Here is a 25,833-nt window from a genome sequence, read left to right as displayed (position 1 = left end):
GCCCGAAGGGCAGATGAGGGGTGGAGCGAAGCGACGTCCTGAGCATATGCGAAGGAGAGCGGCTGCCGTGCAGCCCCCTCATCCGCCTGCCGGCACCTTCTCCCCGAGGGGAGAAGGGACTCGCTCTCTTAAGCCTTATCCAAAGCTTCCAGTTCGTCGATCAGCCCTTCAATCATCGACAGGCCGTGGCTCCAGAACGACGGATCGGTGGCGTCGAGGCCGAAAGGCTTCAAAAGTTCCGAATGATGCTTGGTGCCGCCGGCCTTCAGCAGTTCGAAATACTTCTCCTGGAAACCCGTCTCGGCCTTCTGGTAGACGGCATAGAGCGAATTCACCAGGCAATCGCCGAAGGCATAGGCGTAGACATAGAAGGGCGAGTGGATGAAATGGGGGATATAGGCCCAATAGGTCTCGTAGCCCTCGGAGATGCTGATCGCCGGCCCGAGGCTTTCGGACTGGACGGAGAGCCAGAGTTCGCCGATGTCGTCGGCGGTGAGTTCACCTGATTTGCGGGCAGTGTGCAGCTTACGCTCGAATTCGTAGAAGGCGATCTGGCGCACGACCGTGTTGATCATGTCCTCGACCTTCTGGGCGAGCATCGCCTTGCGCTCACGCTTGTCGGTGGTCTTTTCGAGGAGCGCGCGGAAGGTCAGCATCTCGCCGAAGACGGAGGCGGTTTCGGCAAGCGTCAGCGGCGTCTGGCACATCAGCGCTCCCTGCGCGCCGGCCAGAACCTGGTGCACGCCGTGGCCGAGTTCATGGGCAAGCGTCATCACGTCGCGCGGCTTGCCCAAGTAATTGACGAGCACATAGGGATGGGCCGAGGGAACCGTCGGATGGGCGAAGGCGCCGGGCGCCTTGCCGGGGCGGACCGGGGCGTCGATCCATTGTTCGTCGAAGAAGCGCCTGGCGATATCAGCCATCTCAGGAGCGAAATTGCCGTAGGCCGACAGCACCGTGTCCTTCGCGTCGGACCAGGAGATGACGGCGCTGGAGGTTTCCGGAAGCGGCGCGTTGCGGTCCCAGAAGTTCATCTGCTCCATGCCGAGCCATTTAGCCTTCATCTTATAATAGCGGTGCGAAAGGCGGGGATAGGCTTCGCGAACGGCGGCGGCGAGCGCGTCGACGACCTCGCGTTCGACCCGGTTTGCGAGGTGCCTGGAGTCGGCAATGTCCTCGAAGCCGCGCCAGCGGTCGGAAATATCCTTGTCCTTGGCAAGCGTGTTGGTGATCAGCGTGAAGATGCGGATATTGGCCTTGAATGTTTCGGCGAGCGCCATGGCGGCCTTGCGGCGCACTTCCGGATCCTTCTCCTGCAACATGTTCAAGGCGACCTCGAGCGGCACTTTCTCGCCATCGATCTCGTAGCGGAGTTCCGCCATGGTTTCGTCGAACAGGCGATTGAAGGCGGCGGCCGAAGTCATCGACTTCTCGAGGAAGAGCTGCTCCAGCCTGTCGTCGAGTTGATACGGTTTGTCTTTCCTGAGATCGATGAGCCAGGGACGATAATGGCCGGCATCGGGGTCGCTGGCGATGCAGGCGTCGATGACCGCGTCGTCGATGCGGTTCAGCTCCAACGCGAAGAACAGGAGATGGCCCGAGAATTCGGTGAGCTTGGCCTGCACGTCGCCGTAGAGCTTGCCGTTGGTCGGGTTTGTGGTGTCGGAGAAATAGGTTAGGCCGGCAAAGGAGCCGAGCCGGCCCATAATGTCATCAAGCGCTTCATATTCTTTCAGCGCCGCGCCGATGCCCTCGGTGCCGGTTTTCGTCGCGGCCTCGGCAAGTTTGCCCTTCCACCTTTCCTCGAAGGTGATTGCGGCCTTGCCCGCCTTTTCCATGTCGGCGACGAAGGCGGTTGACGTGGCGGAGGGGTAAAGGTCCTGCAGCTTCCAGACCGGCAGATCGCCGAGCGCCGGATCGGCGGGCCCGGCTGGGGCTGCAGGCGACAAACGAAGGCTGGCGTGCTGGAGCTTGATTTTCATGAACGCAATTCCTCTCCACTTTATTACAGGTCTGTTTGAATAAGCGTGAGAAGGCGCCGCATCAAGGGCCTTTCGGCCCATCGAAGGCCCCGCTTCGGCACGAAAAACGGCCGTCGCAATCGTTAAAATGCAATTATTTCTCAAAACTGGATGTTCAAGCCTTTCTGCCAGAGTGCCCTCCAAGGTTTCGCATGAAGTGGAGCGACAATGACCGGTTACAATGAGCTCAAGGGAGCAGGGCAAATACTCGTGGTCGAAGACGACCCGGTGCAGCGCCGCCTGCTCAAAAACGCAATCGAGCGTCACGGCCATGTCGTGCACCAGGCGGAGAACGGCCGGATCGGCCTGGAAATGGTCAAGCGCGACAGCGGCCTTTTCAACGTCATCGTGCTCGATCTGATGATGCCGGAGATGACCGGCCTTGAATTCCTCGACGCGCTTCACGAATTCGGCACGCAGATCCCGGTCATCGTGCAGACGGGCCAAGGCGGCATCGAAACCGTGGTACAGGCGATGCGCGCCGGCGCCTTCGATTTCGTCGTCAAGCCGGTCTCTCCCGAACGCATCGCCACGTCGATCTCCAATGCAATGAAGCTCGACCAGCGCGAGGTCAAGGCACGGGCTGGACGCCGGTCGCGCTCGGGCGCGGTAGGTTTCGACGACATCGTCTCGGCAAGCCCGGCGATGATCCGCGTCATCGATCTCGCTCAGCGGGCGGCTCAATCCAACATTCCCGTCGTGCTCGAAGGTGAATCCGGCGTCGGCAAGGAGCTGGTGGCACGCGCCATCCAGTCCGGCGGCGAACGCTCGAACAAGCCGTTCGTCACCGTCAATTGCGGGGCGATCCCGCACAACCTCGTCGAAAGCATTCTCTTCGGCCACGAGAAGGGCGCCTTCACCGGCGCGACCGAACGTCACATCGGCAAGTTCATGGAGGCCGACGGCGGCACCATCTTCCTCGACGAGATCGGCGACCTGCCCCTCGAAGTACAGGTGAAGCTGCTGCGCGCGGTGCAGCAGGGCGAGATCGAGACCGTCGGTGCGCGCACTGCCCACAAGGTCAATGTCCGGCTGATCTCGGCGACCAACAAGGATCTGATCGAAGAGGTCAAGAATGGCCACTTCCGCGAGGATCTCTACTATCGCCTCAATGTCTTCCCGATCACCATCCCGGCGCTGCGCAAGCGCAAGGAAGACATTCCGCACCTGGTGCGCGTCTTTGCCGACCGCTTCTCCAGCGAGCAGAAGAACGGCCGCCGCATGACGGTGAACTCAGGCGCGCTGGCGCTGCTGACCGCCTATGACTGGCCGGGCAATATCCGCCAGCTCGAAAACGCGATCTTCCGCGCGGTCGTTCTCGCCGAGGGGCCGGAGCTGACCGAGGCGGACTTCCCGCAGATCGCCGCCCAGCTTCCGGAATATGAAGTGGTGGATCACCTGGCGCTCGTCGCCGACAATACCGGCCTCGACCCGGACGAAGCCTATAGCGAAGAATACCGGGCGCCGATGCAGGGGGAGGTTCACCACCACCGCCTGTCCGAGACCCCCGAAAATGCAATCGCCAGCGTCAACCCCTCAGGCGACGTGCGCAAGCTTGCCGATGTCGAGGAGGAGCTCATCCGATTCGCACTCAAATTCTATCGCGGACAGATGAGTCAAGTGGCGCGCAAGCTTGGCATCGGACGATCCACACTTTATCGCAAACTCAAAGATTACGGCATCGACCCCGATAATCCCCAGAAAGATGCGGCTTAAGCCCTATTTATTAAGACTCAGGCAACCACGATTTGTTACTGATCATAAACCACTTGTTAGTGGCTCGTTCACTATGTAAAGAAAAGGTTGATCATGTGTGGCATTTTTGCCATCGTGTGACCGCATTTGACAGTCATCTGAGACAGTACGGGACATTGTCTGTCTGACGGGGATCGAGTTGCCGAATCTGAATGGGAATTCCAAGCCTTCGCGCTTGAGCTGGCGTTCTTTGTGCGCCGACATCTGCGGAAAGGCAGTGAGGACGGCGGCGGCCGCCCTTCTTGCGCTTGCGGTTTCCTCGCCGGTATTCGTCAGTACGCCGTCTCAGGCAGCGGGCGACACCCGCAGCCTCAAGCTCTATTTCATCCATACCGGCGAAAAAGCCGTCATCACCTACAAGCGCAACGGCAAGTTCGACCCCAAGGGTCTGGAGCAGCTGAACCGCTTTCTGCGCGACTGGCGCAAGAACCAGCCGACGAAGATGGATCCACGCCTGTTCGACCTGATCTGGGAAGTCTATCGCCAGAGCGGTTCACGGGACTACATCAACGTCGTCTGCGGTTTCCGCTCGCCGGCGACCAATGAAATGCTGCGCGGCCGCTCACGCAAATCCGGCGTTGCCGAAAAGAGCCAGCACATGCTCGGCAAGGCGATGGACTTCTTCATTCCCGACGTCAAGCTGGCGACGCTTCGCGCCATCGGCATGAAGATGCAGGTCGGCGGTGTCGGCTTCTATCCGAAGTCCGGTTCGCCCTTCGTGCACATGGACGTCGGCGGTGTTCGCGCCTGGCCGCGCATGAGCCGCGACGAGCTTGTCCGGCTTTTCCCGAACGGCAATACCATCCATATTCCGGCCGACGGCAAGCCGCTGCCGGGCTATCAGCAGGCAATGGCCGACTACAAGCGCCGCGCCAGCGGCACGCAGATCGAGATCGCCAGCGCTTCCGAATCGGCACCGAAGCACAAGACGCTGTTTGAGGCGCTTTTCGGTGGCGGAGCCGACGAGCAGGAAGACGATTCCGACGATTCGGCCCCGGTCGCCGTCGCCAAGGCAACGCCGCCGAAGGCCGAGCCTGCCCCTGCCGAGCCGCAGCAGACCGAGGTCGCCGATGTGAACGCGCCGGTGCCGCAGGTTCGTCCGGCATTCAGCAACCAGCCGGCCGGCAGCGAAGTGGCAAACGCGCTGGTCGCGCCGTCTTCGGGTAATGCCGCGCAGCAGGCTCTAGCCGCCGCGCTCCCGGCCGATCAGGCCCAGCCGCAGCAATTCGCCGATCTCAGCGCCTACAGCATCCCGGTTCCCTCGCTTCTTGGTCAGCGCCGCGCGCCCGGCGATGCCGAAGTCGCGTCGACCGATCCCGCCATGTCGAACGGCATGCCGGTTCCGACGCCGGTCGAACGTCCTGCCCTTGCCGAGAAGCTTCTCGCTGCGGCCAATGCCGATCCGGAAGCAGAGGCCGACGAGGCCGATCAGGACGGCGGACTGTCTCCTGCCCTTGCCGATGCGCTCGACCAGCAGAACAAGGGTGACGAAAACCAGGTCGCCGCGCATGCGCCCGAGATGACGGTGGAGCAGGCGATCAACGCGGCGATGCCGCAACAGACGCCTGCCCAGAAACCGTCGCTTCAACTCGCAGCCCTGGCGCCAGCAACAAAGTCGGCAAGCTTCGGCGACGCCTTCGACGAACCGGCCGCCGAAAACGCCGTGGTGCCGGCTCTTCCCACCAAGGGTGGCCGCCCGACGCAGAAGCAGGCCGCCGCAGCAGACGCCAGCCGCGCGACGGTGCGTACCGAGCCGAAGCTGACGCAGAAGATGATTTCGCAGTGGGCGCTGACCAATGCCCGTCTCGAAATGGCCTCCAAGCAGGTCAAGGCGCCGCGCTTCGTCAGCCAGACGATGCGCGCCCAGCCGACCGCCGTCTATGCCGAAGGCTTCAACGTCAAGACCGCTTCGGTCGATCCGGCTCGCTTTAGTGGCACGGCCGTCAACTTCATGGAAGTGCGCAAGTTCAACACGAACTGAGCGTGCCGATCATCGGAATATCGAAAAACCGCTGGAGCAATCCGGCGGTTTTTCTTTTGGTTGGTTCGATCGGACTCTGTCGATGTTCGGCCCGGCGCGTTTTCCGCAAAAGAAAAGCCGCCGGATTGCTCCAGCGGCTTGTCGACATATCAGCGATACCAGTCGGATCAGCCTTCCGGCGGGGACTCGATCATGCCGAGCGCGTGCAGGTAGGTGTCGAGGATCGCTTCCTCTTCCATGCGCTCCTGCTCGTCCTTTTTGCGCAACGCCACGACCTTCTTCAGGATCTTGGTGTCGAAGCCCATTCCCTTGGCTTCGCCGTAGACGTCCTTGATGTCGTCGGCGATTGTCTTTTTTTCTTCTTCCAGCCGTTCAATGCGCTCGATGAAAGCGCGAAGCTGGTCGCGGGCGACGCCATGAGCATCAGACATCGTGTTCTCCTGATTGGGATGATCATTTTGGATGCCCGTGACTGCCGCGAAGCGGCGCGAGGGTCAAGCCTATTCGCCGCGTGATGGGCTATTTGTGCGGGTTGTTCAGTTCAAAAGCGGCCTTTTGCACAGGCGAGGCCTCGTTTTGGTGGAGATTTTTCCAGTCCTCGTAAGTCATGCCGTAGACCATTTCGCGCGATTCGTCCTTCGTCACTGCCACACCCTCGGCCTCGGCCGCTTCGCGATACCAGTTCGACAGGCAGTTGCGGCAGAAGCCGGCCAGGTTCATCAAGTCGATGTTCTGCACGTCGCTGCGCTCACGAAGATGCGCGACGAGGCGGCGGAAGGCGGCGGCTTCGAATTCGGTCTGCTGTTCTTTGCTGAGCGCGGTCATCTCGCTTTCCTTCATTCAATAGGGGCCGGTGCGCGACGGATGGACGTCGTATTCGTGCAGGGCAGGATCGGCGTTCATCGCCGCAAAGATCGGCGCAAGGCGTTCGGCCCATGCAGCAATCCCGGTCTCGTCTGCGATCAGATCCTGGCGCACTTCGAGCAGCGCATGCGGGATGCCGGTTATCATGCAGTGCCGGTACATGGTATCGCCCTTCAGGGCGCCGTCATAGGGCTCGTTGTCGCCGACGAAGAGGTCCGGATCGGCGCGCAGCATGTCGAGCAGCGGGCCGACGGCGCGTCGGTCGCTGTCCCAGAGGACTGCGGCATGCCAGGGACGGGGGATCCCTTTCCATGCCGGCGTGAAGGAATGCAGCGACAGCACCAGCGGCGCCCGGCCGGCGGCATTCGCCACCTTATCGATCGTTGCCGCCACGGCATTGTGATAGGGGCGATGGAAAGTCTCGATACGATACTCCCACTCCTGCCGCCCGATCGGATGATTGCCCGAGATGACGGCCCCGTCGGAAATCCTCATGATCAGCGTCGGATCATCCTCGCCGCGGTTCGGGTCGATCAGCAGGCGCGAGAAGCCGCCAAGCACCGCGGGCACGCCGAGTCTCGCCGAGAGCTGCCGCGTCAGGCCCTCGATCCCGATGTCATAGGCGATGTGGCGGGCAAAGGCCGCATCGGGCAGGCCGAGCCGGCCATATCGCGCGGGGAGGCGGTTCATCGCGTGATCGGCGAGGATCACCATGCCTTTGTCATGTTTGCCGGGTAGGATTTCGAAGGATTGGAAGTCGTCCATGAAGGATTTGCCATTCGTCATTGCGCAGTCGGCCTCACTGATCGCATGGGGCTGCCGCCGGTTCAAGCGCGACAAGCGGCGAGAACGGAGACGACCCTTGACGCGCAGTTTATGAAAGGAAATATAATCAATTAGCATCGCGTTGACTTTCGCATGACGGCGGCGCAAGAAGACACGGATACGAATAACCGTGGAGCTATTTGGGAGCCGTGTTGATTCAAGCCGCGCCAAGTTTCCGCACGCGGTCCGGACCGCTGGTCCGACTCGCTCTGTTCGCTCTTGCAGCTTTTATGCCGTTCTTCATCGCAGATGCCGCACGCGCCGATTTTCGCGTCTGCAACGGAACACAGAATCTCGTCGGCGTTGCGATCGGATACAGGGCCAAGGATGGCTGGGTCACGGAAGGCTGGTGGCAAGTGCCGGCAACGACCTGCGCCACGCTGATCGAGGGAGAACTGCAGTCGCGTTATTATTACCTCTACGCAGAGGACGCCGCCCGGGGAGGACGATGGACGGGGGATGTCCAGATGTGCGTGGCGGAAAATGAGTTCAAGATCTCGGGTGTGCAGGATTGTTATGCCCGCGGTTACCAGAAGATGGGATTCAAGGAATACGACACCGGCCGTCAGGGCAGCTGGATGGTCCAACTCTCCGACACCCCAGGGACGCAAGAAAGCCAGAATTGATGAAGCGTAATCGCAAAATTAAAATCCTCGCCACCCTCGGGCCCGCCTCCTCCGAGGAATCGATGATCGAGAAGCTGCACCAGGCCGGTGCCGATGTCTTCCGCATCAATATGAGCCATGCGAGCCACGACCTGATGCGTACGCTCATCCAGCGTATCCGCTCGGTCGAGGCCCGCTCCGGCCGGCCGATCGGCATTCTGGCCGACCTGCAGGGGCCGAAACTGCGCGTCGGCAAGTTCGTCGACAGCAAGGTCGATCTGAAGCCCGGCCAGACTTTCACGCTCGACAACAACGAAGCGCTCGGCGACCAGACCCGTGTCTATCTGCCGCACCCGGAAATCCTGGAATCGGTGCAGCCCGGCCATCGCCTGCTGATCGACGACGGCAAGCTCGCGCTCCGCGCCGAAAAATGCGACGGCAAGAGCATCGTCACGACGGTTATATCCGGTACCCGCATTTCCGACCGCAAGGGTGTCAGCCTTCCCGACACGCTGCTCGGCGTCGGCTCACTGACGGACAAGGACCGCGCCGACCTCGACGCCGTGCTTGCCACGGACGATGTCGACTGGGTGGCGCTGTCCTTCGTCCAGCGTCCCGACGACCTTGCCGAAGTGCGCAAGATCGCCCGTGGCCGTGTCGGCCTGATGTCGAAGATCGAAAAGCCGCAGGCCCTCGAGCGCATCGAGGAAATCATCGAGCTTTCCGATGCCTTGATGGTCGCCCGCGGCGATCTCGGTGTCGAAATGCCGCTCGAATCGGTTCCCGGCATCCAGAAGCAGCTGATCCGCGCCTGCCGCCGTTCGGGCAAGCCGGTCGTCGTCGCCACGCAGATGCTGGAATCGATGATCTCGGCGCCGGTGCCGACGCGCGCCGAAGTGTCGGACGTTGCGACCGCCGTCTTCGAAGGTGCCGATGCCGTCATGCTCTCGGCCGAATCGGCTTCGGGCGATTATCCGATCGAAGCCGTCTCGACCATGGCGTCGATTGCCACGGCCATCGAGCGCGAGCCGCATTATCCCGGCATCATCTATGCCCAGCGCGCCCAGCCGGAAGCGACCGGCGCCGATGCGATCTCGCTTGCGGCCCGCCAGATCGCCGAAACGCTGAAGCTGTCGGCGATCGTCTGTTATACCTCGTCGGGCACGACAGGCCTTCGCGCCTCGCGCGAGCGTCCGCAGGTGCCGATCCTGGCGCTGTCGCCGATCATCAAGACGGCGCGCCGGCTTGCCATCGTCTGGGGCCTGCATTGCGTCGTCACCCATGACGCCACCGATCTCGACGACATGGTCAACCGCGCCTGCCGCATCGTTGCGGACGAAAGCTTCGGCAAGCCGGGCGACCGCATCATCATCTCGGCCGGCGTGCCGCTCGGCACGCCCGGCGCCACCAACATGATCCGCATTGCCTATATCGGTTCCGACGGCCAGAGCGGCATCTGATCCGATCGCGTCCGTTCGAAAGCCCGCTGCCTCGAGGAGGCGGCGGGCTTTTTCGTTGATAGGGTATCATTGCCAAGAGCTCCTGGGCGTGCAAGTTTCGACCGGTGGATTGGGAGGGATCGTCATGGATATCGTCACGCTTGCCGCCTTTGCAGCCGTTTCCTTTGTCGGTATTGCGACGCCGGGGCCAACAGTGCTGCTGGCCCTGACCAACGGTTCGCGGCATGGTCTGCGCCGGGCAATTGCCGGAATGATCGGCGCGGTGCTTTCCGATTTCGTGCTGATCGGCGCCGTGGCGGTCGGGCTCGGCGCGCTGCTGGCGGCATCCGAATTTTGGTTCTCGATGCTGAAATGGGCGGGTGCTGCTTACCTTGCCTTTCTCGGCATCATGCTGCTGCGCTCGAGAGGCGGGATCGATGCGGCGTTGCAAGCAGGTGCGCCGGCCGGCGCGGCGTCGACTTTCTCGATCGGCCTGAAGAGTTTCATGGTCGCGGCGACCAATCCGAAGGGCTATCTGTTCTTCTCGGCTTTCCTGCCGCAGTTTATCGATCCTACCCAGCCGCAGGCAGGGCAATATGCGCTGCTGGCGCTGGTCTTTGCCGCGCTCGATTTCGTCATCATGTTCGGCTACGCGTTCTTCGGTTCGCAGGCGGTGCGTTTCCTGAAGAGCTCAGGCACCCTTTGGCTGGAGCGGGCCTGCGGCGGCGCGCTCCTGGCGCTTGCGGGCTCGCTTGCCTTCTATCGCCGAGCGACCGTTTGACGTCAGCGTCAGGGAAGGGACAGGTGACCGACGCGATAGGCCTGCGTCTGCGCGCCGATCTCTGGAATCTCTCGCCATAGCCTGAAGCGCACTCGCGTCCATGTCGTCGGTTCGAAGCCGGAGACGGAGGCGAGCGCGCCGCCTGCCGCAACCTCGGCTTCAGCCTGCGCGCTTTCGGCCCGCCGGATATCAGCGAGGGGCGCGTAAGGCTCAGTCAACAGGATATCGCGGGTCGCGAATCTTGCAGCAGCGATCTCAGCCGAAAGCTCGGCCTGCCAGACAATCCAGGTTCTGACCGTAGGCCAGCCGAAGGCGCCGGTCAGGGCTTCGAATCCCGCGCCGCAGAGAAAGTCGCTTGCCCCTTCCGGTTTCTGCCAGAGATAGAAGGGCGCATAGAGATTGTCGCGGCTGGCGCATTCGCCTCGGCGGGCGCCGAGATAGGCTTTGAAGCCGAGATTGGGAAAACCGTCTAGCAGCGGCCCCTTGTCGCGGATGCGTCGGTCGACGATCGACATGTCGTAATCGGCGGGCAGGGTGAAGCTGTATTGCATGGCAATCATGAGCGTTCCCCTGCAGCCCGCAGCCGCCAGTCGGGATCCGTCATCTGCGCGATACCGTTGCCGAAGGACCAGTCTTCCGGGGCGCTGGTGCTGATGACGATCATCACGTCTTCCGGCCGAAGACCCGGCGATTGCGCCAGGAGATCGACAAGCCGGCGATAGAGCGCCGCCTTCATCTCGGCCGTTCGGGGTCGGCCGATGGTGATCGAGATATAGACGAAATCGCCGGAGCGCGGGCCGGCGAGATAGCTGCTGTCGAAGATCAGCTCGTTCTCATCATGCTGGTGGATGGCCTGGAAGCGATCGTCCTCAGGCACGTCGAAGGTCTTGACCAGGGCGCGCTGGATGGCGTCGGCGAGTGCCGCGAGATAGTCCGGCGACTTGCCTTTGCGAAGGGAAATGCGAACAAAGGGCATCGGGATCTCCATTGTTGGGGCCGTCCGGCGGCCTTGACAACAGCACCATCGCACGGCACGATGATGCTGAAAATCAGAATATTTTGGATAAATAATCCCGAAAATCTGGACTGTGTGATGCGGCGGACCATCTTCGATCTTGACGTGCTTCGAACCTTTTCGACCGGCATGGAGCTCGGCAATTTTGCCAAGGCGGCCGAAAGGCTCGGGCGTTCGACCTCGGCGGTCAGCGCGCAGCTGAAGAAGCTGGAGGAACAGGCGGGCACGCCGATCTTCCGCAAGGCGGGGCGCGGGCTGGCGCTGACCGATGCCGGTGAGACGATGCTCGGCTATGCCAGGCGGCTGTTGGAACTCAACGACGAGGCGGCCGCCGCCGTGCACAGCATCGAGCTGGAGGGCTGGGTGCGGCTTGGGCTGCAGGAGGATTTCGGAGAGACCTTGTTGCCCGAGGTGCTCGGCCGTTTCGCCCGCGCCCATCCGAAGGTCCGCATCGAGGCGCGGGTGGCACGCAATACCGAACTGCTCGAGCGCGTCACATCAGGCAAGCTCGATCTGGCGCTTGCCTGGAGCGACGGCGCGATGACGGCACATTGCGAGCGAATCGGCGAAGTGCCGATGTGCTGGATCGGGCCTGTCGAGGGGCCGCTCGGCTGGCATGCGGCCAGCGGCGAACCGATGCCGCTCGCTTCGCTGGAGGCGCCGTGCCTGTTGCGCACCGCGGCGACAAAGGCGCTTGATGCGGCCGGCATTTCCTGGCGGCTCGCCTTCGTCAGTGCCAGTCTCGGCGGCCTCTGGGCGGCGACGGCAGCCGGCCTCGGTCTCACCATCCGCACGCCAATCGGCCTGCCGGCGAAGCTCCGGCCGCTGACGCCCGAGACGCTCGGCCTGCCCGACCTGCCGAAGCTTGGTCTGGTCCTGCATCGGGCCGAAGCCGAACTGCAACCGGCGGCGGCGCGGCTTGGCGAACTGGTGATGCAATCCGTGCATGGGGCGTTGGTCTCTGCACATTGACCCTTCCTGCTGACGGTTGATCGTGGCATCCGGCTTGAAAGGGCCGGATGCCTCAAGCCTGATGTTGCTGCTGGGCGCTGCGGCGGATCGCCTGCGGCGGCTGGCCGAAAGCGCGCAGGAAGGCGCGGCGCATGCGCTCGCGGTCGGCGAAACCGGTTTCGCGGGCAACGACGTCGATCGGGTGCCGGCCCTGCTCCATCATCAGGCGGGCTGCTTCAAGCCGCAGGTTCTCGACGGCCTTGGCCGGTGATTGTCCGGTTTCGGCGCGGAAGGCGCGGCTGAACTGGCGAGGGCTGAGGTGGGCCGCTTCCGCCAATTCTTCGACGGAAAGCGTCGATCTCAGATTGCCGCGGGCGTGGGCGAGCGCCTTCTGGATGCGGTCGGATTTGGGCTCCAGTTCCAGCAGGGCTGAAAATTGCGACTGACCGCCGGCGCGCCTGTGATAGACGACGAGCGTGCGGGCAACGGCGCGCGCTACCTCGAAACCATGGTCCTTCTCGACCATCGCCAAAGCCAGATCGAGACCGGCCGTCATGCCGGCCGAAGTCCAGACCGATCCGTCGACGATGAAGATCCGGTCTTCTTCCATCTTTATTTTGGGATAACGGCTTTGCAGTTCGCGGGAGACATACCAGTGCGTGGTCGCGCGGCGGCCGTCGAGGATACCGGCTTCGGCAAGGAAGAAGGCGCCGGTGCAGATCGAGGCCAGACGACGTGTGGCGGGCAGGGCGGCGCGGATGAAATCGGCTTCCGCAGCATTCGGAAGCCTGATACCCGGTGCTCCGGCCACGATCAGCGTATCGAAGTTCGGCTCGCCGAAGGCCTCCGTCTCCATCACCATACCAAGCGAGTTTGCAATCGGCCCGCCATTTTCGGAGAGGTAGCGGATCTCGTAGACCTTTTCCTCGAGTTCGAGATTGGCGAACTCGAAGGCTGAGATCGCCGCCAGGCTCATGATCTGGAAGCCGGGATAGAGCAGAAAGCCGATTCGCTGCATGGTCATCGAGTCCTGAAAAGAGGATGTCCTGAAAGGTGGTATATATGACATTCAGGTCATTCGCAATCGGGCGTAAGACTCTCCTCAAGCGCAAGGCATCGGGCCGGCGCAATTGAAGGAGACGGGCCATGACGCAGGAACGCAATATACCGGAGCATAGGGGCACGGCGCTGATAACCGGCGCATCTTCGGGCATTGGAGCAATCTATGCCCATAGGCTGGCGAAGCAGGGTTACGACCTGATCATCGTCGCCCGCAACGGCGAGCGGCTGAAGGCGCTGGCAAGCCGGCTGACCGATGAAACCGGCCGGACCGTCGAGACCGTCACCGCCGATCTCGGCAACAGGGCAGACCTTGCCCGCGTCGAAGGCGTGCTTAGGCAAGACCGGAGCATCACGCTTCTCGTCAACAATGCCGGCTTCGGCGGAACGGCGCCGCTGCTTTCCGCCGATGTCGACAAGATGCAGGAGATGATCGAGCTCAACGTCACGGCACTGACGCGGCTGACCTATGCCGCGGTTCCCGGCTTCGTCGCACGCGGCGGCGGCACGATCATCAACATCGCCTCCATCGTCGCGATCGCGCCGGAGCTTCTGAACGGCGTCTACGGCGGTACGAAAGCCTTCGTGCACGCATTCAGCCAGTCGCTGAAGCATGAGCTGGCGGAGAAGAACATCCGCATCCAGGCCGTACTGCCCGGCGCCACGGCAACGGAATTCTGGGGCATCGCCGGCACGCCGGTCGAGCATCTGCCCAACGAGATCGTAATGTCGGCGGAAGACATGGTCGATGCGTCGCTCGCCGGCCTGGAGCAGGGCGAATTCGCGACGATCCCGTCGCTTGAGGATGCCGGTCTGCTTGCCGCCTACGAGCAGGCGCGCCAGGCACTGATGCCGAATCTGTCGCGCGCCGCGCCGGCGAAGCGCTACAACATTGCCTGATTGCCATGGGCAAAGGCCATCCGCGGCTGTTGCGCGGATGGCGAACGGCGTTCATTCGCATGATATTCAGCCGAAACGTTCGAGAGCCATAGCGAAGATATCGGCATCGACATTGCCGCCGGAAGTGACGGCGATGACCGCGTCGCTTTCCAGCGCCTCGCCATGGAAGAGCGCGGCGGCGAGCGCCACGGCGCCTCCGGGCTCGACGACGATCTTCAGCCTGACGAAAGCGAGCGCCATGGCGCGCAGCGCCTCGTCGTCGGTGACGACGATACCGGCGCCGGCAAGGCGCTTGAGGATCGGGAAGGTGATGTTGCCCGGCTGGGGCGTCAGGATCGCATCGCAGATCGAGCCTGATATCGACGCGTTGCGCTCGATCCTGCCGGAGGCGAGCGAGCGGGTCGTGTCGTCGAAGTCCCTGGGCTCGCAGGGCCGGACGCGAAGGCCGGGGGCACTGGCTTCGAGGGCAAGGGCGATGCCGGAGGTCAATCCGCCGCCGCCGCAGGGCACGAGAACGTCGGCTGATGTCACGCCCTCTTCTTCGGCCTGTTCGGAAATCTCGAGGCCGGTCGTGCCCTGGCCGGCGATGACCAGCGGTTCGTCGAAGGGTTTGATCAGCGTCAGGCCGCGCTCGGCCGAGAGCCGGGCGCCGATCTCGTCGCGATCCTCGTTGGCGCGGTCGTAGAGCACGACTTCGGCGCCGAAGGCGCGGGTGTTGGCGATCTTCAGCTTCGGCGCATCGCTCGGCATGATGATGACGGCGGGCACGCCGTGCAGCTTGGCAGCCAGCGCCACACCCTGGGCATGGTTGCCGGAGGAAAAGGCGATGACGCCGCGGGCGCGCACGGCCGGATCGAGGCCGGAGACGGCAGACCAGCCGCCGCGAAATTTGAAGGAGCCGGAATGCTGCAGACATTCCGCCTTCACGAACAGGCGCCGGCCGGCGATGTCGTTGAGGAAGGGGGAGGAGAGAAGCGGCGTGCGCCTGATATGGCCGCGCAGACGAGCGCGGGCGGCGACAATCATTTCAATGCTTGCCATTCGGGAATCGTCCTGCTTGGAGAGTTCGCACATGCATAGGATGCGGCACGCCGTTTGTGAACGTCGACTTTGTCACCGTGACATGAATGGAGATCCGCCGCCTGAACCTTTTTGGCGCCATCAATAGCCGCCGGCCGACCCTTCCGCCGCCCGGGCGTCCATGGCGCCGTTATAGCGGGCGCCGCCGCCCTTTGCGATGGCGGCGAGGCTTTTGCCGCCGACCAGGATGCCGGCAGCCTGGCCCCAGAGCGGCGCATCATTGCCGCCGTCGAAACTGTAACCCATGGCAGCGAGGGCCTTCTCCGTATCCGGCGAAAGCGCATAGGGCTCGAGGAAGATCTTGTCAGGCTGCCATTGGTGATGGAAACGCGGCGCGTTGACGGCCTGGCGGATGTCCATGCCGAAATCGACGACATTGAGGAACGCCTCCAGCGTGATGGTGATGATGCGCGAGCCGCCGGGGCTGCCAATCACCATGAAGGGCTTGCCGTCGCGGGTAATAATCGTCGGACTCATCGAGGAGAGCGGCGTCTTTTTCGGGGCGATGGCGTTCGCCTCGCCCTGCACCAGACCGTAGAGGTTCGGCACGCCCGGCTTGGAGGTGAAATCGTCCATCTCGTTGTTGAGCAGGACGCCGGTGCCGGGTGCTACGACGGCAGCGCCGAAGGAGCCGTTCAGCGTGTAGGTGACAGCAACCGCATTGCCCTCGTCGTCGATGATCGAATAATGCGTCGTCTCGTTACTTTCCTTGCCGCCGAGCGGCTTTAAATCCGCCGATGTGCCGGCCTTGTAAGGGTCGATCTTTGCCGCGATCTCCTTGGCGTAGTTCTTGTCGAGCAGTTTTCCGACCGGATTCTCGACGAAATCGGGATCGCCGAGCGCCGCATTGCGGTCAACATAGGCGTAGCGCATCGCCTCGACCATCACGTGCACCGTTTCGGCCGAGGCATAGCCGAGGTAGGAGAGCGGATAACCTTCGAGGACGTTGAGGATTTCGCAGATGATGATACCGCCGGAGGAGGGCGGCGGCGAGGAGATGATGTCGTAGCCGCGGTAATTGCACTCGATCGGCTTCAGTTCGCGCACGGCATATTGCTCGAAATCCTGCTTGGCGAGAATGCCGCCCTTGGACTGGCTCGCCGTGACGATCGCCTCGGCGGGAGCGGACTTGTAGAAGGCGTCGGGCCCCTTTTCGGAGATGGCGGCCAGGACCGCGGCGAGATCCGGTTGCTGCAGTTTTTCGCCCGATGCATAGGGCTGGCCATCCGGCTTCAGAAAGATTTTCGCCGCCGTCTCATCCTTGGCGAGGCGTTTGGCGCTGCCGGCGAGGATGGCCGCATCGCCTTGTTCCAGGGTGAAGCCCTCCTTGGCGAAGCGGAGCGCCGGCGCGATCAGATCCTGGCGTGAGCGGGTGCCGTATTTCTCGCGCGCCGTTTCAAAACCCATGACCGAGCCTGGAACGCCGACGGCGAGATAACCGTCGAGGCTGGCGCGCGGCACGATCTCGCCTTTGGCATCGAGATACATGGTCTTCGTTGCGGCGAGCGGCGCGCGTTCGCGGAAATCGAGGAAGGTCTTGGTGCCGTCTTTCAGGCGGATGGTCATGAAGCCGCCGCCGCCGAGATTGCCGGCCGAGGGATAGACGACCGCCAGCGCGTAACCGACAGCGACGGCCGCATCGACGGCGTTGCCGCCGCTCTTCAGCACCTCGACGCCGACATCGGTGGCCAGATGCTGGGCGGTGACGACCATGCCGTGTTCGGCTTCAACAGGTGCGGGCGAGGCCGCGAAAGCCGAGGTCAGGCAGAGCGACAATGCCGATATGACCGAGATCGTCCCGATATGCAGGCGGCCCATGATTTCCCCTCCTATGGACAACAACGGAAAAACATATGGGGCTGCGCCGGCGCGAGGCAATGCAGCGATCGGCTTTATGCGAGGCGTTCGATCGAGTTTCCGGCTGAAGGGTCATGCCTGGGCGGGGCGCCTGGCTCCAGTGATGGCAGCGATGTCCGATCGGGTGACGCCGCGGCGAGCCGCTGCTCGGCCCGGCGGGCGATTGCCTGCAGGTCGCGCGGCTTGCCGGCGATCTTTTCCATGGCGGCGATGGCGACATCGGTCGCAAGATAATCCGGCTTGTGGCCGACGCCGCGCACGGTGATGAGTTCGGAGCCTGCTATATCGCGGGCAAGGCCGCGTGAATGAAGGTGTTCCCAGACGATCTCGTCGCTGTCGCCGGTTATGATCACGGTCGGCGCGGTGATCTGCGAATAGAGCGGCGATTGCTCCTTAAGATAGGCAAGCAGCCTTTTGAAATCGGCGGCGTTGTTGCGGAAGGTGCGGGGCCGCAGCACCAGCGATGGGCCGGTCCTTTCGATGTAATCGAGCGGGCGCGCATTGGGACGGAAGACATTCAGCGTGCCGCGTTCCAGCCTGCTGAGTCCCAGCGGCACGACGATGGCGTGGTTGAACAGCCAGCCGACGACCGGCGCCGTCGCGACATGATAATACCAGTCGATACCGCCCGGCCAGGGATGGGTGGCGGGTGCCAGAAAGAGCAGGCCGGATGTCTTTTCGGGATGGCGCAGGCCGAAGGTTGCAGTGACCGCGCCGCCGAAAGAATGACCGACGATGATCGCCCTCTCGATGCCGCGTGCCTCCATCAGCCGGGCGATCGCATCCGCCTGGCCGGAAGGGACCGCGTTTTCAGGGCCGCCACGTTCGGAATAGCCGTGACCGGGACGATCGACGAACAGCATTTCGGCCCGGCCCTCGAGTGCGGTGCGGAACGCGACGACCTGGTCGAGCAGATTGCCGCTGGCGCCGTGAATGAAGACGAGAGGGGGCAGATCCGCATGTTGCGGACGCTTGATATGGACGGCATTCATGCGGTAGCCGCCGACATCCGTCAGTTCACCGATATTGGGATAGGTCTGTTCGAGCCGCCGCGCCTTGTAGGAGGAGTAGCCGATGGCGGCGGCAAGGGGAGCGAGAAGAACGGAAACTTCTGCAAGCATGATCTTTACGGGCGATGGTCGCGGCGGTTCTCGAGAGGGGTGGGCGAAGCGCCGCGTGGCCCCTCGAGGATTCTAAACTTGTGCGGTCGACATCAAGTGCGGTTGCCGGCAAGTTTTTCTGACAGCGTATTAACCTGCTCCTGCGCGGTGCGCTCGGCGGGATAGATGTCGAGGAACCGCTCCCAGGCTTTCAACGTCAGTTGATCGTTCCCCGCATTGCTGAGGATCGCGGCCATGCCGGAGAGCGCGCCGAAATGGCGCGGCTCAAGATCCAGCACGTGTTCGATGTCGGACATCGACTTGCGGTAATTGCCCATGACGAAATTCAGTGTGGCGCGCCGATTCCAGCTTTCGGCGTAATCGGGCTTCAGCGCTATTGCCTCGTCGAGAAAATCGAGAGCGGCTGGATTGCGCTTTTCCTCAATCGCCTTGTCGGCCCACTGCATCAGCAAATTGACGGTCGCGCTGCCGGAATCATTCCATTCCAGGCGAATTTCGTTGGCGATGCTGCTGGCCTTGTCGGGATCGCGCTCGCGCTTCAGCTGGCTGAAGAGCTGGTCGAGGCGCTGCTTCGGCGAATTGTCGGTGTTCCTCTGCTCGACGATGACATCCTTTTCCGCCGCGATGGCAGGAAGCGGAGAGGTGGAGAGGACGAGGAAGAGCGGCAATGCCGCCGGCATCAAAGCAAAAAAGCGCATGGCGGACATATTAGCCCGCCAACGCCGAAGATCAAACAAATTTGACGTGATCACCGCAGCGACCTACCGGATGTCGGACGGCGCAATCTGCGCGGCGCGGCGATCCGGATGTGCGCAATCAGCCCTGACGAGCCTTGTAGCGCGGGTTCAGCTTGTTGATGATGTAGATGCGGCCCTTGCGACGAACCAGACGGTTGTCACGGTGACGAGCCTTGAGCGACTTGAGCGAATTCTTGATCTTCATTTTTCTGATCCGCGATCTCTATGGGGGAATTCACATTCGCCCGTAACTTTAACAATCAAAAGCGCGCCGTCGGGGCGCGCTCTTTAGGTGGGGGTGCAGATACCCCGTCACCTTTTCCGTGTCAACCACGTGGCGGTGTTTTTCCCAAGCTGCAAGACCGTTTTGTCACCGTCAAAGCGGCAATTTCGGCGCCAATGTGGTGACATGGCCCATCTTGCGGCCGGGGCGCCACTCCGTCTTGCCGTAGAGATGGACCAGCGTATCGGGGCGTCGCAGCCAGTCGGGAACGGCAAGGATATCGTCGCCGATCAGGTTTTGCATGACGCAGTCGGAATGGCGGGCGCCATCGCCGAGCGGCAGGCCGGCGACGGCGCGGATATGCTGCTCGAACTGGCTGACGGCGCAGGCCGCCTCGGTCCAATGTCCGGAATTGTGGACGCGCGGTGCCATCTCGTTGGCGATCAGGCCGCCGTCGGCAAGCACGAAGAATTCGATGCCGATGACGCCGACATAGTTCAATGCCGCGAGGATTTTTTCGGCCGAACGACGTGCGGCTTCGCCCGTCGTTGTGGAGATCGCGGCGGGAACCGTCGAGGTATGGAGGATGCCGTTGCGGTGTATATTCTCGGCGGGATCGAAGCAGACGACCGTCCCCTCCGCGGTGCGCGCGGCGATGATCGAGACCTCGCGTTCGAAGGCGACGAAGCTTTCGAGGATCAGCGGCACGCCGCCGAGCGCGGCATAGGCGCCATCAGGGCTGTCGGCCACTGAACGGAAAACCTTCTGTCCCTTGCCGTCATAACCGAGCCGGCGGGTCTTCAATACGCCCTGACCGCCGAAATCCTTCAGTGCCGCCTCGAGATCGGCCTGGCTGTCGATCGCGTGAAAGCCGGCGGTGGTGATGCCGCAATCGTTGAGGAAGCGCTTTTCGACCAGGCGGTCCTGAGCGGCTTCCAGCGCCTTCGGCGGCGGATAGACGGGAATGCTTGCCGAAAGCGTTTCTGCGGCCGCGACGGGCACATTCTCGAATTCGTAGGTGACGACATCGCAGGCGGCGGCAAGTTCGGCCAGCGCCGCCGGATCATCATAGGCGGCGGTGATCTGCCGGTTGGCGAGCTGAGCGGCCGGGCAGTCCGCCTGCGGCTCGAGAATGACCGTGCGGAAATTCAGTCTGGCGGCGGCGATCGCCAGCATGCGGCCGAGCTGGCCGCCGCCGACAATGCCGATCGTTCTTACAGTCATTGGTCGTCCATCGGGTATTCGGCGATGCTGGCACTCTGACGTTCGCGCCATTCGTCGAGCCGCTCGGCGATTTCTTCGTCGGAAAGGGCAAGTACGGCGGCGGCGAGAAGGGCGGCGTTGACGGCGCCCGCCTTGCCGATGGCGAGCGTTCCCACAGGAATGCCGGCCGGCATCTGTACGATGGACAGCAGACTGTCCTGGCCGGACATGGTTTTCGATTGGACCGGGACGCCGAAGACCGGCAGGGGCGTCATCGATGCGGTCATGCCCGGCAGATGGGCGGCACCGCCGGCACCGGCGATGATGACCTTGAAGCCCTCGGCGCGTGCGCCCTTGGCGAAATTCGCCATGCGGTCGGGCGTGCGGTGCGCCGAGATGATGCGCGCATCATAAGGGATTTCCAGGGCTTCCAGAGTGTCGGCCGCGTTCTTCATGGTTTCCCAATCGGATTGGCTGCCCATGATAATGGCGACGGGTGGTCTGTCTGTCATCGTTGCCGCTATTCCTCCAAGCGATGCGATCGGGCGATGCGATCAGGCGATGATATCAGGGACGATCTGATCTTCCAGCTTGGAGAGCTTGTCCTTGATAACGAGCTTCTTCTTTTTCATGCGCTGGATTCGCAGAGCGTCGCATCCGGTCTCGATCATGGCGTTGATCGCGGCGTCGAAATCCTCGTGCTCCTGACGCAGACGCGCCACGATGAGCCTGATTTCCGCCTGTTCCTGATCGGCCATATGCATTCCCCGTTGTCGTCTTCGGATGTTGTCCGATCTGCCGATGATTTCCGCAAGCTCCTATCACCAAATACGGGTAACGGCTAGTTAGTCTTGATCATGAATTTGCCATCTCATCTTCATCTTTTCGCCTTCGACAAGCCTTCAAAAATATGTCACAGTCCGGCGCGTTGACACCTTGATCCCCGACGATGATGGCCGGGGAGGGTAAGAGGAAGGAAGGGTCAAATGACAGTTCAAGCTCATCTTGAATCACTCCAGAAAAAGCATGTTGCTCTCGAAGAGGAGCTGCACGCGCTCAGAACAGCTCCCTCTATCTCCGATACGGAAATTGCCGAATGCAAGCGCCGCAAGCTGCGCATCAAGGACGAGATTCAGCGTCTCAAGTCATCCGTCCACTGATCTTCCCAAGGGTCGCCGGCCGATCATCTTGCGTATGAAGAGGTAAATCCATCCATTCCGCCTAAAATTTGCAAGACCCGGTGATTTGACACCAGAATTGCGCCAGCCCGATGCTCGCGGCATCGCGGCTGGCGCTTTTGCGAGGACGAACTCGGCGCTGTAGTGGCCGAAAAAATGTAACTACATCCCTTCAATGACAGAATCCCGATGCCGTCAAATCGCAAGCGTGCCGTGTATTGGTTATGCCATTGACCTGCCGCCCACTTCGCTCAACGCTTGATCATCGAAGACAGGGCAAATGCCGTCAGCGTGTCGCGCACGCCTTGTAGCGCCGAAACCTCTTGCCAGATTTCGCGGATGCGGTCTGCCGCGCTTGCTTCAACCCGCACTACCAGGTCGAATTCACCGCTCATAATGTCGCAGGAGATGACCTCCGGTATCCCTTTGAGCGTCTGAATGACGTCGCCGCCGCGCATGCGGTCGTGGCGATACACGAAGATCATCGCTGTGATGGCTGCGGCCCGCGGTTTTCCCTCGCCCACGACAATCGTATAGCCCTGAATCAGCCCGTCGCGTTCCAATCGCTCGATGCGTTGGCGAACGGCGTTGCGCGACAGGTGGACTTTTTCGGCCAGTTCCGCGTGGGGAATCCGCCCATTGCGGGTTAGCTCGGTGAGGATGCGCTCGTCGGATCGGTCGAGGGTTCGCTTCATGGCCGGATTTCCTCAATGCAATTCTTGGCGGAGAGAAAGACCCGCTGTGTGGCGGCTTCGAGATCGGTTAGCCTGCCATCCCGCGCAAATACGGTGGCGGCCGCTGCCATGACGAAAGCCGGCACGGCCCGCCACTCCGCTTCGTTGAGGGACCTGATGTCTTCGTACCCAGCGAGCAATGCGCGGACCAGCGTCCTTTCGAGAGTGCCGTCTGCTGTCACAGCCCAATGCAAAATGACCTCAGCGAGTTCGGCGATCAGAACATCATTATGGCGAAAGCGGAAATTGATGACACCGCTCACCATCTCGTCGACGAAGAAGACGTTATCGCGATTAAGCGCACCGTGCACGGGGCCCGTCGGCAGGCCGAGCGGCACTCTATTCCTTGAGCGCCCCAGCGTCTGATGGATCCGCGCGACACAGGTGCCAAGGGCATGGCATTTGCCGGGAGTGGCTTCGCTTAGTCGAGAACCTGGCACAAAACCGACAACCGCGACAAGCTTGCCCGCCACGGTGATCGTGGCCGCACCGACATCAGTGCGCAAGGTTGCCGGACAAGGAATGCCGGCGCCGGAGAGCGTTTCCATAGTCTGGAAGGCGCGTTCGACGTCAAATGGTTCGGCACCGCTTTCGAACAGGGTGACGATGAACTCGCCGCGCCCGGAGCGGAAAAGGTAGGTGGTTTCGGCGTCGCCATCGGCAATGCCGATTACCGATGTAAGGCTTCCTAGGCGATAGGCTGTCGCGATCCGGCCACAGTCCGCCTCCGACAGATCCGTGAAAACAGCCATTTCCCTTCCCTTCAATGCCGCGCCGACTCGTTAGTTTCGATGGTTTTCATGCCGAAGATCATCTCGATCTGAGCCGTAGGCAAACCGCTGTCGCGCTCGACCGCCTCTCGCAGCGGAATTCCTTCCGCCAGCGCGGTTCGGGCAAGCGCGGCTGCCCGGGCGTATCCAACGAAGGGATTGAGTGCTGCGGCAAGAATGAGAGCACCGTCGTGAAGCGCCCGGCATCGCTGCGGATCCGCCTCGATTCCGTCGATGCAGCGAGTGCGAAGTGTATCCATTCCTCTCGCCAATAGCCGCATGGATTGCAGAATGTTGAGCACGATGACCGGTTCCATGGCGTTCAGCTGCAGTTGCCCCGCGCTGGCGGCGAGTGTGACCGTCAGGTCGTTGCCAATTACCTGGAAGCTGATCTGGTTCAGCAATTCAGGGATCACCGGGTTGACCTTGCCCGGCATGATTGAAGAGCCCGCTTGCATAACCGGAAGACGGATCTCGCCAAAGCCGGCCCGCGGACCACTCGACAGGAGGCGAAGGTCGTTACAGATCTTGGAGAGCTTCACCGACATCCGTTTGAGCATGCCCGATACCGAAACAAAAGCGCCAGTATCGGAAGTAGCCTCGACGAGATTTCGCGCCGGACGAACGGCAATGCCGGAGATCGTGGATAGGTGCGCACAGACCACAGCCGAGAAGCCCACCGGTGCGTTTACGCCGGTGCCGATCGCCGTTCCGCCCAGATTGACCTCGCGCATCAACTCAGCCGCGCTGAGAAATTGCTCGATGTCCTCTTCCAGCGTTTCGGCGAAGGCTTCGAACTCCTGACCAAGGAACATTGGTACAGCGTCCTGAAGCTGCGTTCTTCCGACCTTCACAATATCGGCGAAGGCTTCCCCTTTGCGCCGGAAGGCGGCGACCAGAGCAGATAGCGCCGAGCAGAGTGTCTCGCTTTCCCGCAATATCGTCAGCCGGATCGCAGTCGGATAGACGTCGTTGGTTGACTGGCAAAGGTTTACGTGATCGTTCGGGTTGACGGTGTCGTAGCTGCCAGCCGACCGGCCAATGCCCTGAAGGGCCAGATTGGCGATGACCTCGTTGACGTTCATGTTGGTCGAGGTCCCGGCCCCGCCTTGCATCATATCGATCGGAAAATGCGGCGCCAGGATTTCACCGGCGATCAGCCTGTCGCAGGCTCGATCGATCGCCCTCGCGATTACGGGATCGAGCAACCCTAGCTCCAGATTGGCTGCGGTGGCAGCTTTCTTGATCATTGCGAAAGATTGGAGGAACTCCGGAAAATTCTGGAGTTTAATGCCGGAAATATCAAAGTTGTCGACAGCCCTAAGTGTATGAATACCGATCAGAGCATCGGCCGGCAATTCCCGGCTACCCAAGAGATCTGTCTCGATGCGCGTTATCGCCATGGCCCCTTCTCCTTTCTCGCTCAGACGGAAATAGCCTGGTCGAGATCCACGATCAGATCGTCCGTCGCTTCCAGCCCAACCGACAGGCGGAACACGCCGTGGCCCGCAAAACGGCGATAATCCTCAAGCTGCTCGCCGGTAAGCTGGTAAGTGGATTTCATGATCTCTTGCGTGTCGAGCAACACGACAATCGAGCGCTGATGACCGAGCGAAAACGCATAATGGACAACCTTGAGGCGCTCAGCGAGTTGTTGCGCCATCTGGCCGGGATCCCTCACCTGGAAGGTCAAGATGCCCCCGAACATGCCCATCTGGCGCTTCGCCAGATCATGCTGGGGATGGGAGGCAAGTCCGGGATAGGTCACCGCCTCCACAGCGGAATGGCCCTGAAGGAAGGCCGCGATTTTCGCGGCCGACTCCGAGATCGTGCGGATTCGGGGAAACAGCGTATCGATGCCACGCATGATCAGCCAGGCGTTCATGGCCGGCATCGCCGCACCGAGATAGACGCCGGCGCGCGAGCGGATTTTCTCCACCAATTCCTTCCGTCCGCAGACAACCCCGCCCAATGCGTCGCCATGGCCGTTGATGAACTTCGTCAGCGAATGGATGACGAGATCCACGCCAAGCAAGAGCGGCTGCGTGGCCACCGGGGTGGCAAGCGTCGAATCGACCGACATCAAAGCCCCGTGTTTTCGCGCAAGCTCGGCAATGGCCGCAAGATCGGTCAGGCGCAGGATCGGATTGCACGGACTTTCGCAATGGACGAGCCGCGTGTTGGGCCGGAAGGCGGCCGCCACATCTTCGGGGCGGGACATGTTGACCGGCGTAACCTCAATGCCGTAGTCCGGCAATATCCGCCGGGCGAGCTCGTTGGCGCCGGCGTAGCAAATATCGCTTAGGATCAGATGGTCGCCCTTCTTGAGGAAGGTGAAGAAGGTGGCTCCGATCGCGGCGAGGCCCGTCGCTGTGGCCACCGCGTCGTCGGCCCCTTCGAGCGCGGCGAGGCGCTGTTCCAGTTGGCGCACGGTCGGGTTGGTCCAGCGCGCATAGAGAAAGGGCAGCGCCGTCAGGTCGTCGACGCCATCGGCGGAAAATGGGCCGTCGCCAGATGTCAACACATTGTTGACGGACATCGAAATGTTCGGGGCGATCGCCTTCGTCGCCGGGTCGATGACGAGCCCGCCGTTCAGCGCCAGGGTTTCTCGACTAGGTTGCCCAGCGTTTGCGGCAGGCACCACCTTGTGCTGGTCGATGCCGCGCGCGGGCAGATCTGAGAGTCTTGTTGCGGTCATCGCATTCTCCTGCAATTTCGTTCCCTTGAATTGAGG

The 25,833-nt window shown here is 62.0% G+C and carries 27 protein-coding genes; 8 read left to right on the top strand and 19 right to left on the bottom strand.

The window, feature by feature from the left end:
• Positions 1-128 precede the first annotated feature (128 nt).
• Positions 129-1,982 (bottom strand): M3 family oligoendopeptidase, encoded by a 1,854-nt coding sequence (locus tag N2597_RS17195; RefSeq protein ID WP_077990625.1) that lies wholly within the window; start codon positions 1,980-1,982, stop codon positions 129-131.
• A 207-nt stretch (positions 1,983-2,189) separates the two neighbouring features.
• Between N2597_RS17195 and N2597_RS17190 the strand changes: the two genes are divergently transcribed.
• Together N2597_RS17190 and N2597_RS17185 are read left to right on the top strand one after the other, a co-directional pair.
• A complete protein-coding gene (locus tag N2597_RS17190) occupies positions 2,190-3,737 on the top strand; it encodes a sigma-54-dependent transcriptional regulator (protein WP_077990622.1) in 1,548 nt (515 codons plus the stop codon).
• 178 nt (positions 3,738-3,915) lie between these two features.
• Positions 3,916-5,757: a peptidoglycan L,D-endopeptidase MepK gene (locus N2597_RS17185; RefSeq protein ID WP_077990619.1), complete on the top strand. Its 1,842-nt coding sequence runs from the start codon at positions 3,916-3,918 to the stop codon at positions 5,755-5,757.
• A 167-nt stretch (positions 5,758-5,924) separates the two neighbouring features.
• Here N2597_RS17185 and N2597_RS17180 read toward each other — a convergent pair whose 3' ends face one another.
• The 3 genes from N2597_RS17180 to N2597_RS17170 all read right to left on the bottom strand — a co-directional run bounded on the left by N2597_RS17180 (position 5,925) and on the right by N2597_RS17170 (position 7,386).
• Positions 5,925-6,188 (bottom strand): DUF2312 domain-containing protein, encoded by a 264-nt coding sequence (locus tag N2597_RS17180; protein ID WP_003585771.1) that lies wholly within the window; start codon positions 6,186-6,188, stop codon positions 5,925-5,927.
• An 88-nt stretch (positions 6,189-6,276) separates the two neighbouring features.
• The gene (locus N2597_RS17175; protein WP_009996634.1) at positions 6,277-6,582 is read right to left on the bottom strand and encodes a DUF1244 domain-containing protein; all 306 of its coding nucleotides are present in this window, start codon (positions 6,580-6,582) and stop codon (positions 6,277-6,279) included.
• A gap of 15 nt (positions 6,583-6,597) precedes the next feature.
• Positions 6,598-7,386, bottom strand: a complete 789-nt coding sequence (locus N2597_RS17170) for an N-formylglutamate amidohydrolase (RefSeq protein ID WP_077990856.1) — start codon at positions 7,384-7,386, stop codon at positions 6,598-6,600.
• A gap of 200 nt (positions 7,387-7,586) precedes the next feature.
• Between N2597_RS17170 and N2597_RS17165 the strand changes: the two genes are divergently transcribed.
• The 3 genes from N2597_RS17165 to N2597_RS17155 all read left to right on the top strand — a co-directional run bounded on the left by N2597_RS17165 (position 7,587) and on the right by N2597_RS17155 (position 10,271).
• Positions 7,587-8,072, top strand: a complete 486-nt coding sequence (locus tag N2597_RS17165) for a DUF1036 domain-containing protein (protein WP_086156370.1) — start codon at positions 7,587-7,589, stop codon at positions 8,070-8,072.
• Positions 8,072-9,511 carry a pyruvate kinase gene (pyk, locus tag N2597_RS17160; RefSeq protein WP_183598244.1) on the top strand — a complete coding sequence of 480 codons (1,440 nt, stop codon included), beginning with the start codon at positions 8,072-8,074 and terminating at the stop codon, positions 9,509-9,511. The genes N2597_RS17165 and pyk overlap by 1 nt, the downstream gene beginning before the upstream one ends.
• A gap of 124 nt (positions 9,512-9,635) precedes the next feature.
• Positions 9,636-10,271, top strand: coding sequence for a LysE family translocator (locus N2597_RS17155; RefSeq protein WP_009994970.1), 636 nt, complete (start codon positions 9,636-9,638; stop codon positions 10,269-10,271).
• Positions 10,272-10,279: 8 nt separating this feature from the next.
• Here N2597_RS17155 and N2597_RS17150 read toward each other — a convergent pair whose 3' ends face one another.
• Positions 10,280-10,831 (bottom strand): DUF4865 family protein, encoded by a 552-nt coding sequence (locus tag N2597_RS17150; protein ID WP_009994969.1) that lies wholly within the window; start codon positions 10,829-10,831, stop codon positions 10,280-10,282.
• Positions 10,828-11,247, bottom strand: coding sequence for a tautomerase family protein (locus N2597_RS17145; protein ID WP_009994968.1), 420 nt, complete (start codon positions 11,245-11,247; stop codon positions 10,828-10,830). Before N2597_RS17145 ends, N2597_RS17150 begins: the two co-directional genes overlap by 4 nt.
• A gap of 117 nt (positions 11,248-11,364) precedes the next feature.
• On the opposite strand from N2597_RS17145, the gene N2597_RS17140 reads away from it, so the two are divergent.
• Positions 11,365-12,258: a LysR substrate-binding domain-containing protein gene (locus N2597_RS17140; RefSeq protein WP_183598246.1), complete on the top strand. Its 894-nt coding sequence runs from the start codon at positions 11,365-11,367 to the stop codon at positions 12,256-12,258.
• 52 nt (positions 12,259-12,310) lie between these two features.
• Here N2597_RS17140 and N2597_RS17135 read toward each other — a convergent pair whose 3' ends face one another.
• Positions 12,311-13,255, bottom strand: a complete 945-nt coding sequence (locus N2597_RS17135) for a GlxA family transcriptional regulator (protein ID WP_183598346.1) — start codon at positions 13,253-13,255, stop codon at positions 12,311-12,313.
• A 128-nt stretch (positions 13,256-13,383) separates the two neighbouring features.
• On the opposite strand from N2597_RS17135, the gene N2597_RS17130 reads away from it, so the two are divergent.
• Positions 13,384-14,196 (top strand): SDR family NAD(P)-dependent oxidoreductase, encoded by an 813-nt coding sequence (locus tag N2597_RS17130; protein ID WP_038691217.1) that lies wholly within the window; start codon positions 13,384-13,386, stop codon positions 14,194-14,196.
• Positions 14,197-14,262: 66 nt separating this feature from the next.
• On the opposite strand, the gene N2597_RS17125 is transcribed toward N2597_RS17130, so the two are convergent.
• The 8 genes from N2597_RS17125 to N2597_RS17090 form a co-directional block, all read right to left on the bottom strand.
• Entirely contained in the window at positions 14,263-15,237 is a 975-nt protein-coding gene (locus N2597_RS17125; protein WP_077990614.1) for a threonine ammonia-lyase, read from the bottom strand.
• Between the two features lie 120 nt (positions 15,238-15,357).
• Positions 15,358-17,094, bottom strand: coding sequence for a gamma-glutamyltransferase (gene ggt, locus N2597_RS17120; protein WP_183598248.1), 1,737 nt, complete (start codon positions 17,092-17,094; stop codon positions 15,358-15,360).
• A 74-nt stretch (positions 17,095-17,168) separates the two neighbouring features.
• Positions 17,169-18,254, bottom strand: a complete 1,086-nt coding sequence (locus N2597_RS17115; RefSeq protein ID WP_183598250.1) for an alpha/beta fold hydrolase — start codon at positions 18,252-18,254, stop codon at positions 17,169-17,171.
• Between the two features lie 92 nt (positions 18,255-18,346).
• A complete protein-coding gene (locus tag N2597_RS17110; protein ID WP_009996795.1) occupies positions 18,347-18,961 on the bottom strand; it encodes a tetratricopeptide repeat protein in 615 nt (204 codons plus the stop codon).
• A 109-nt stretch (positions 18,962-19,070) separates the two neighbouring features.
• Positions 19,071-19,196 (bottom strand): type B 50S ribosomal protein L36, encoded by a 126-nt coding sequence (gene ykgO, locus N2597_RS17105; RefSeq protein ID WP_003582204.1) that lies wholly within the window; start codon positions 19,194-19,196, stop codon positions 19,071-19,073.
• 171 nt (positions 19,197-19,367) lie between these two features.
• Positions 19,368-20,438: a 5-(carboxyamino)imidazole ribonucleotide synthase gene (locus tag N2597_RS17100; protein WP_009996790.1), complete on the bottom strand. Its 1,071-nt coding sequence runs from the start codon at positions 20,436-20,438 to the stop codon at positions 19,368-19,370.
• Complete coding sequence (gene purE / locus N2597_RS17095; protein ID WP_004679370.1) at positions 20,435-20,929, bottom strand: 5-(carboxyamino)imidazole ribonucleotide mutase; 495 nt, start codon at positions 20,927-20,929, stop codon at positions 20,435-20,437. Before purE ends, N2597_RS17100 begins: the two co-directional genes overlap by 4 nt.
• Before the next feature lie 42 nt (positions 20,930-20,971).
• Positions 20,972-21,175, bottom strand: coding sequence for a YdcH family protein (locus N2597_RS17090; protein ID WP_009996784.1), 204 nt, complete (start codon positions 21,173-21,175; stop codon positions 20,972-20,974).
• Positions 21,176-21,403: 228 nt separating this feature from the next.
• Here N2597_RS17090 and N2597_RS17085 point away from each other — a divergent pair, with 228 nt between their 5' ends.
• The gene (locus N2597_RS17085; protein ID WP_009996782.1) at positions 21,404-21,577 is read left to right on the top strand and encodes a YdcH family protein; all 174 of its coding nucleotides are present in this window, start codon (positions 21,404-21,406) and stop codon (positions 21,575-21,577) included.
• 269 nt (positions 21,578-21,846) lie between these two features.
• Here N2597_RS17085 and N2597_RS17080 read toward each other — a convergent pair whose 3' ends face one another.
• Genes N2597_RS17080 through N2597_RS17065 form a run of 4 tightly spaced genes read right to left on the bottom strand, consistent with a single transcriptional unit; the run spans position 21,847 to position 25,797 of the window.
• Positions 21,847-22,290 carry an Lrp/AsnC family transcriptional regulator gene (locus N2597_RS17080; protein ID WP_009996780.1) on the bottom strand — a complete coding sequence of 148 codons (444 nt, stop codon included), beginning with the start codon at positions 22,288-22,290 and terminating at the stop codon, positions 21,847-21,849.
• Complete coding sequence (locus N2597_RS17075) at positions 22,287-23,081, bottom strand: phosphotransferase (protein WP_183598252.1); 795 nt, start codon at positions 23,079-23,081, stop codon at positions 22,287-22,289. The genes N2597_RS17080 and N2597_RS17075 overlap by 4 nt, the downstream gene beginning before the upstream one ends.
• Positions 23,082-23,092: 11 nt before the next feature.
• Positions 23,093-24,502 carry an aspartate ammonia-lyase gene (locus tag N2597_RS17070; protein ID WP_096764316.1) on the bottom strand — a complete coding sequence of 470 codons (1,410 nt, stop codon included), beginning with the start codon at positions 24,500-24,502 and terminating at the stop codon, positions 23,093-23,095.
• A 20-nt stretch (positions 24,503-24,522) separates the two neighbouring features.
• Entirely contained in the window at positions 24,523-25,797 is a 1,275-nt protein-coding gene (locus N2597_RS17065) for a trans-sulfuration enzyme family protein (protein ID WP_077990605.1), read from the bottom strand.
• Positions 25,798-25,833: the final 36 nt, after the last annotated feature.

The organism is Rhizobium sophoriradicis (genome assembly GCF_025200795.1).
In the GTDB taxonomy this organism is placed as follows: domain Bacteria; phylum Pseudomonadota; class Alphaproteobacteria; order Rhizobiales; family Rhizobiaceae; genus Rhizobium; species Rhizobium sophoriradicis.
This window is presented reverse-complemented; position numbering and strand designations above follow the sequence as displayed.

Bases quoted from the DNA above. Each gene is read 5' to 3' on its own strand.
- N2597_RS17070 (WP_096764316.1), bottom strand. From the start codon at position 24,502: ATGGCGATAACGCGCATCGAGACAGATCTCTTGGGTAGCCGGGAATTG.
- N2597_RS17135 (WP_183598346.1), bottom strand. From the start codon at position 13,255: ATGCAGCGAATCGGCTTTCTGCTCTATCCCGGCTTCCAGATCATGAGC.
- pyk (WP_183598244.1), top strand. From the start codon at position 8,072: ATGAAGCGTAATCGCAAAATTAAAATCCTCGCCACCCTCGGGCCCGCC.
- N2597_RS17090 (WP_009996784.1), bottom strand. From the start codon at position 21,175: ATGGCCGATCAGGAACAGGCGGAAATCAGGCTCATCGTGGCGCGTCTG.
- ykgO (WP_003582204.1), bottom strand. From the start codon at position 19,196: ATGAAGATCAAGAATTCGCTCAAGTCGCTCAAGGCTCGTCACCGTGAC.
- N2597_RS17150 (WP_009994969.1), bottom strand. From the start codon at position 10,831: ATGATTGCCATGCAATACAGCTTCACCCTGCCCGCCGATTACGACATG.
- purE (WP_004679370.1), bottom strand. From the start codon at position 20,929: ATGACAGACAGACCACCCGTCGCCATTATCATGGGCAGCCAATCCGAT.
- N2597_RS17195 (WP_077990625.1), bottom strand. From the start codon at position 1,982: ATGAAAATCAAGCTCCAGCACGCCAGCCTTCGTTTGTCGCCTGCAGCC.
- N2597_RS17065 (WP_077990605.1), bottom strand. From the start codon at position 25,797: ATGACCGCAACAAGACTCTCAGATCTGCCCGCGCGCGGCATCGACCAG.
- N2597_RS17080 (WP_009996780.1), bottom strand. From the start codon at position 22,290: ATGAAGCGAACCCTCGACCGATCCGACGAGCGCATCCTCACCGAGCTA.
- N2597_RS17125 (WP_077990614.1), bottom strand. From the start codon at position 15,237: ATGGCAAGCATTGAAATGATTGTCGCCGCCCGCGCTCGTCTGCGCGGC.
- N2597_RS17100 (WP_009996790.1), bottom strand. From the start codon at position 20,438: ATGACTGTAAGAACGATCGGCATTGTCGGCGGCGGCCAGCTCGGCCGC.
- ggt (WP_183598248.1), bottom strand. From the start codon at position 17,094: ATGGGCCGCCTGCATATCGGGACGATCTCGGTCATATCGGCATTGTCG.
- N2597_RS17145 (WP_009994968.1), bottom strand. From the start codon at position 11,247: ATGCCCTTTGTTCGCATTTCCCTTCGCAAAGGCAAGTCGCCGGACTAT.
- N2597_RS17170 (WP_077990856.1), bottom strand. From the start codon at position 7,386: ATGGACGACTTCCAATCCTTCGAAATCCTACCCGGCAAACATGACAAA.
- N2597_RS17115 (WP_183598250.1), bottom strand. From the start codon at position 18,254: ATGCTTGCAGAAGTTTCCGTTCTTCTCGCTCCCCTTGCCGCCGCCATC.
- N2597_RS17085 (WP_009996782.1), top strand. From the start codon at position 21,404: ATGACAGTTCAAGCTCATCTTGAATCACTCCAGAAAAAGCATGTTGCT.
- N2597_RS17155 (WP_009994970.1), top strand. From the start codon at position 9,636: ATGGATATCGTCACGCTTGCCGCCTTTGCAGCCGTTTCCTTTGTCGGT.
- N2597_RS17180 (WP_003585771.1), bottom strand. From the start codon at position 6,188: ATGTCTGATGCTCATGGCGTCGCCCGCGACCAGCTTCGCGCTTTCATC.
- N2597_RS17175 (WP_009996634.1), bottom strand. From the start codon at position 6,582: ATGACCGCGCTCAGCAAAGAACAGCAGACCGAATTCGAAGCCGCCGCC.
- N2597_RS17075 (WP_183598252.1), bottom strand. From the start codon at position 23,081: ATGGCTGTTTTCACGGATCTGTCGGAGGCGGACTGTGGCCGGATCGCG.
- N2597_RS17140 (WP_183598246.1), top strand. From the start codon at position 11,365: ATGCGGCGGACCATCTTCGATCTTGACGTGCTTCGAACCTTTTCGACC.
- N2597_RS17130 (WP_038691217.1), top strand. From the start codon at position 13,384: ATGACGCAGGAACGCAATATACCGGAGCATAGGGGCACGGCGCTGATA.
- N2597_RS17110 (WP_009996795.1), bottom strand. From the start codon at position 18,961: ATGTCCGCCATGCGCTTTTTTGCTTTGATGCCGGCGGCATTGCCGCTC.
- N2597_RS17190 (WP_077990622.1), top strand. From the start codon at position 2,190: ATGACCGGTTACAATGAGCTCAAGGGAGCAGGGCAAATACTCGTGGTC.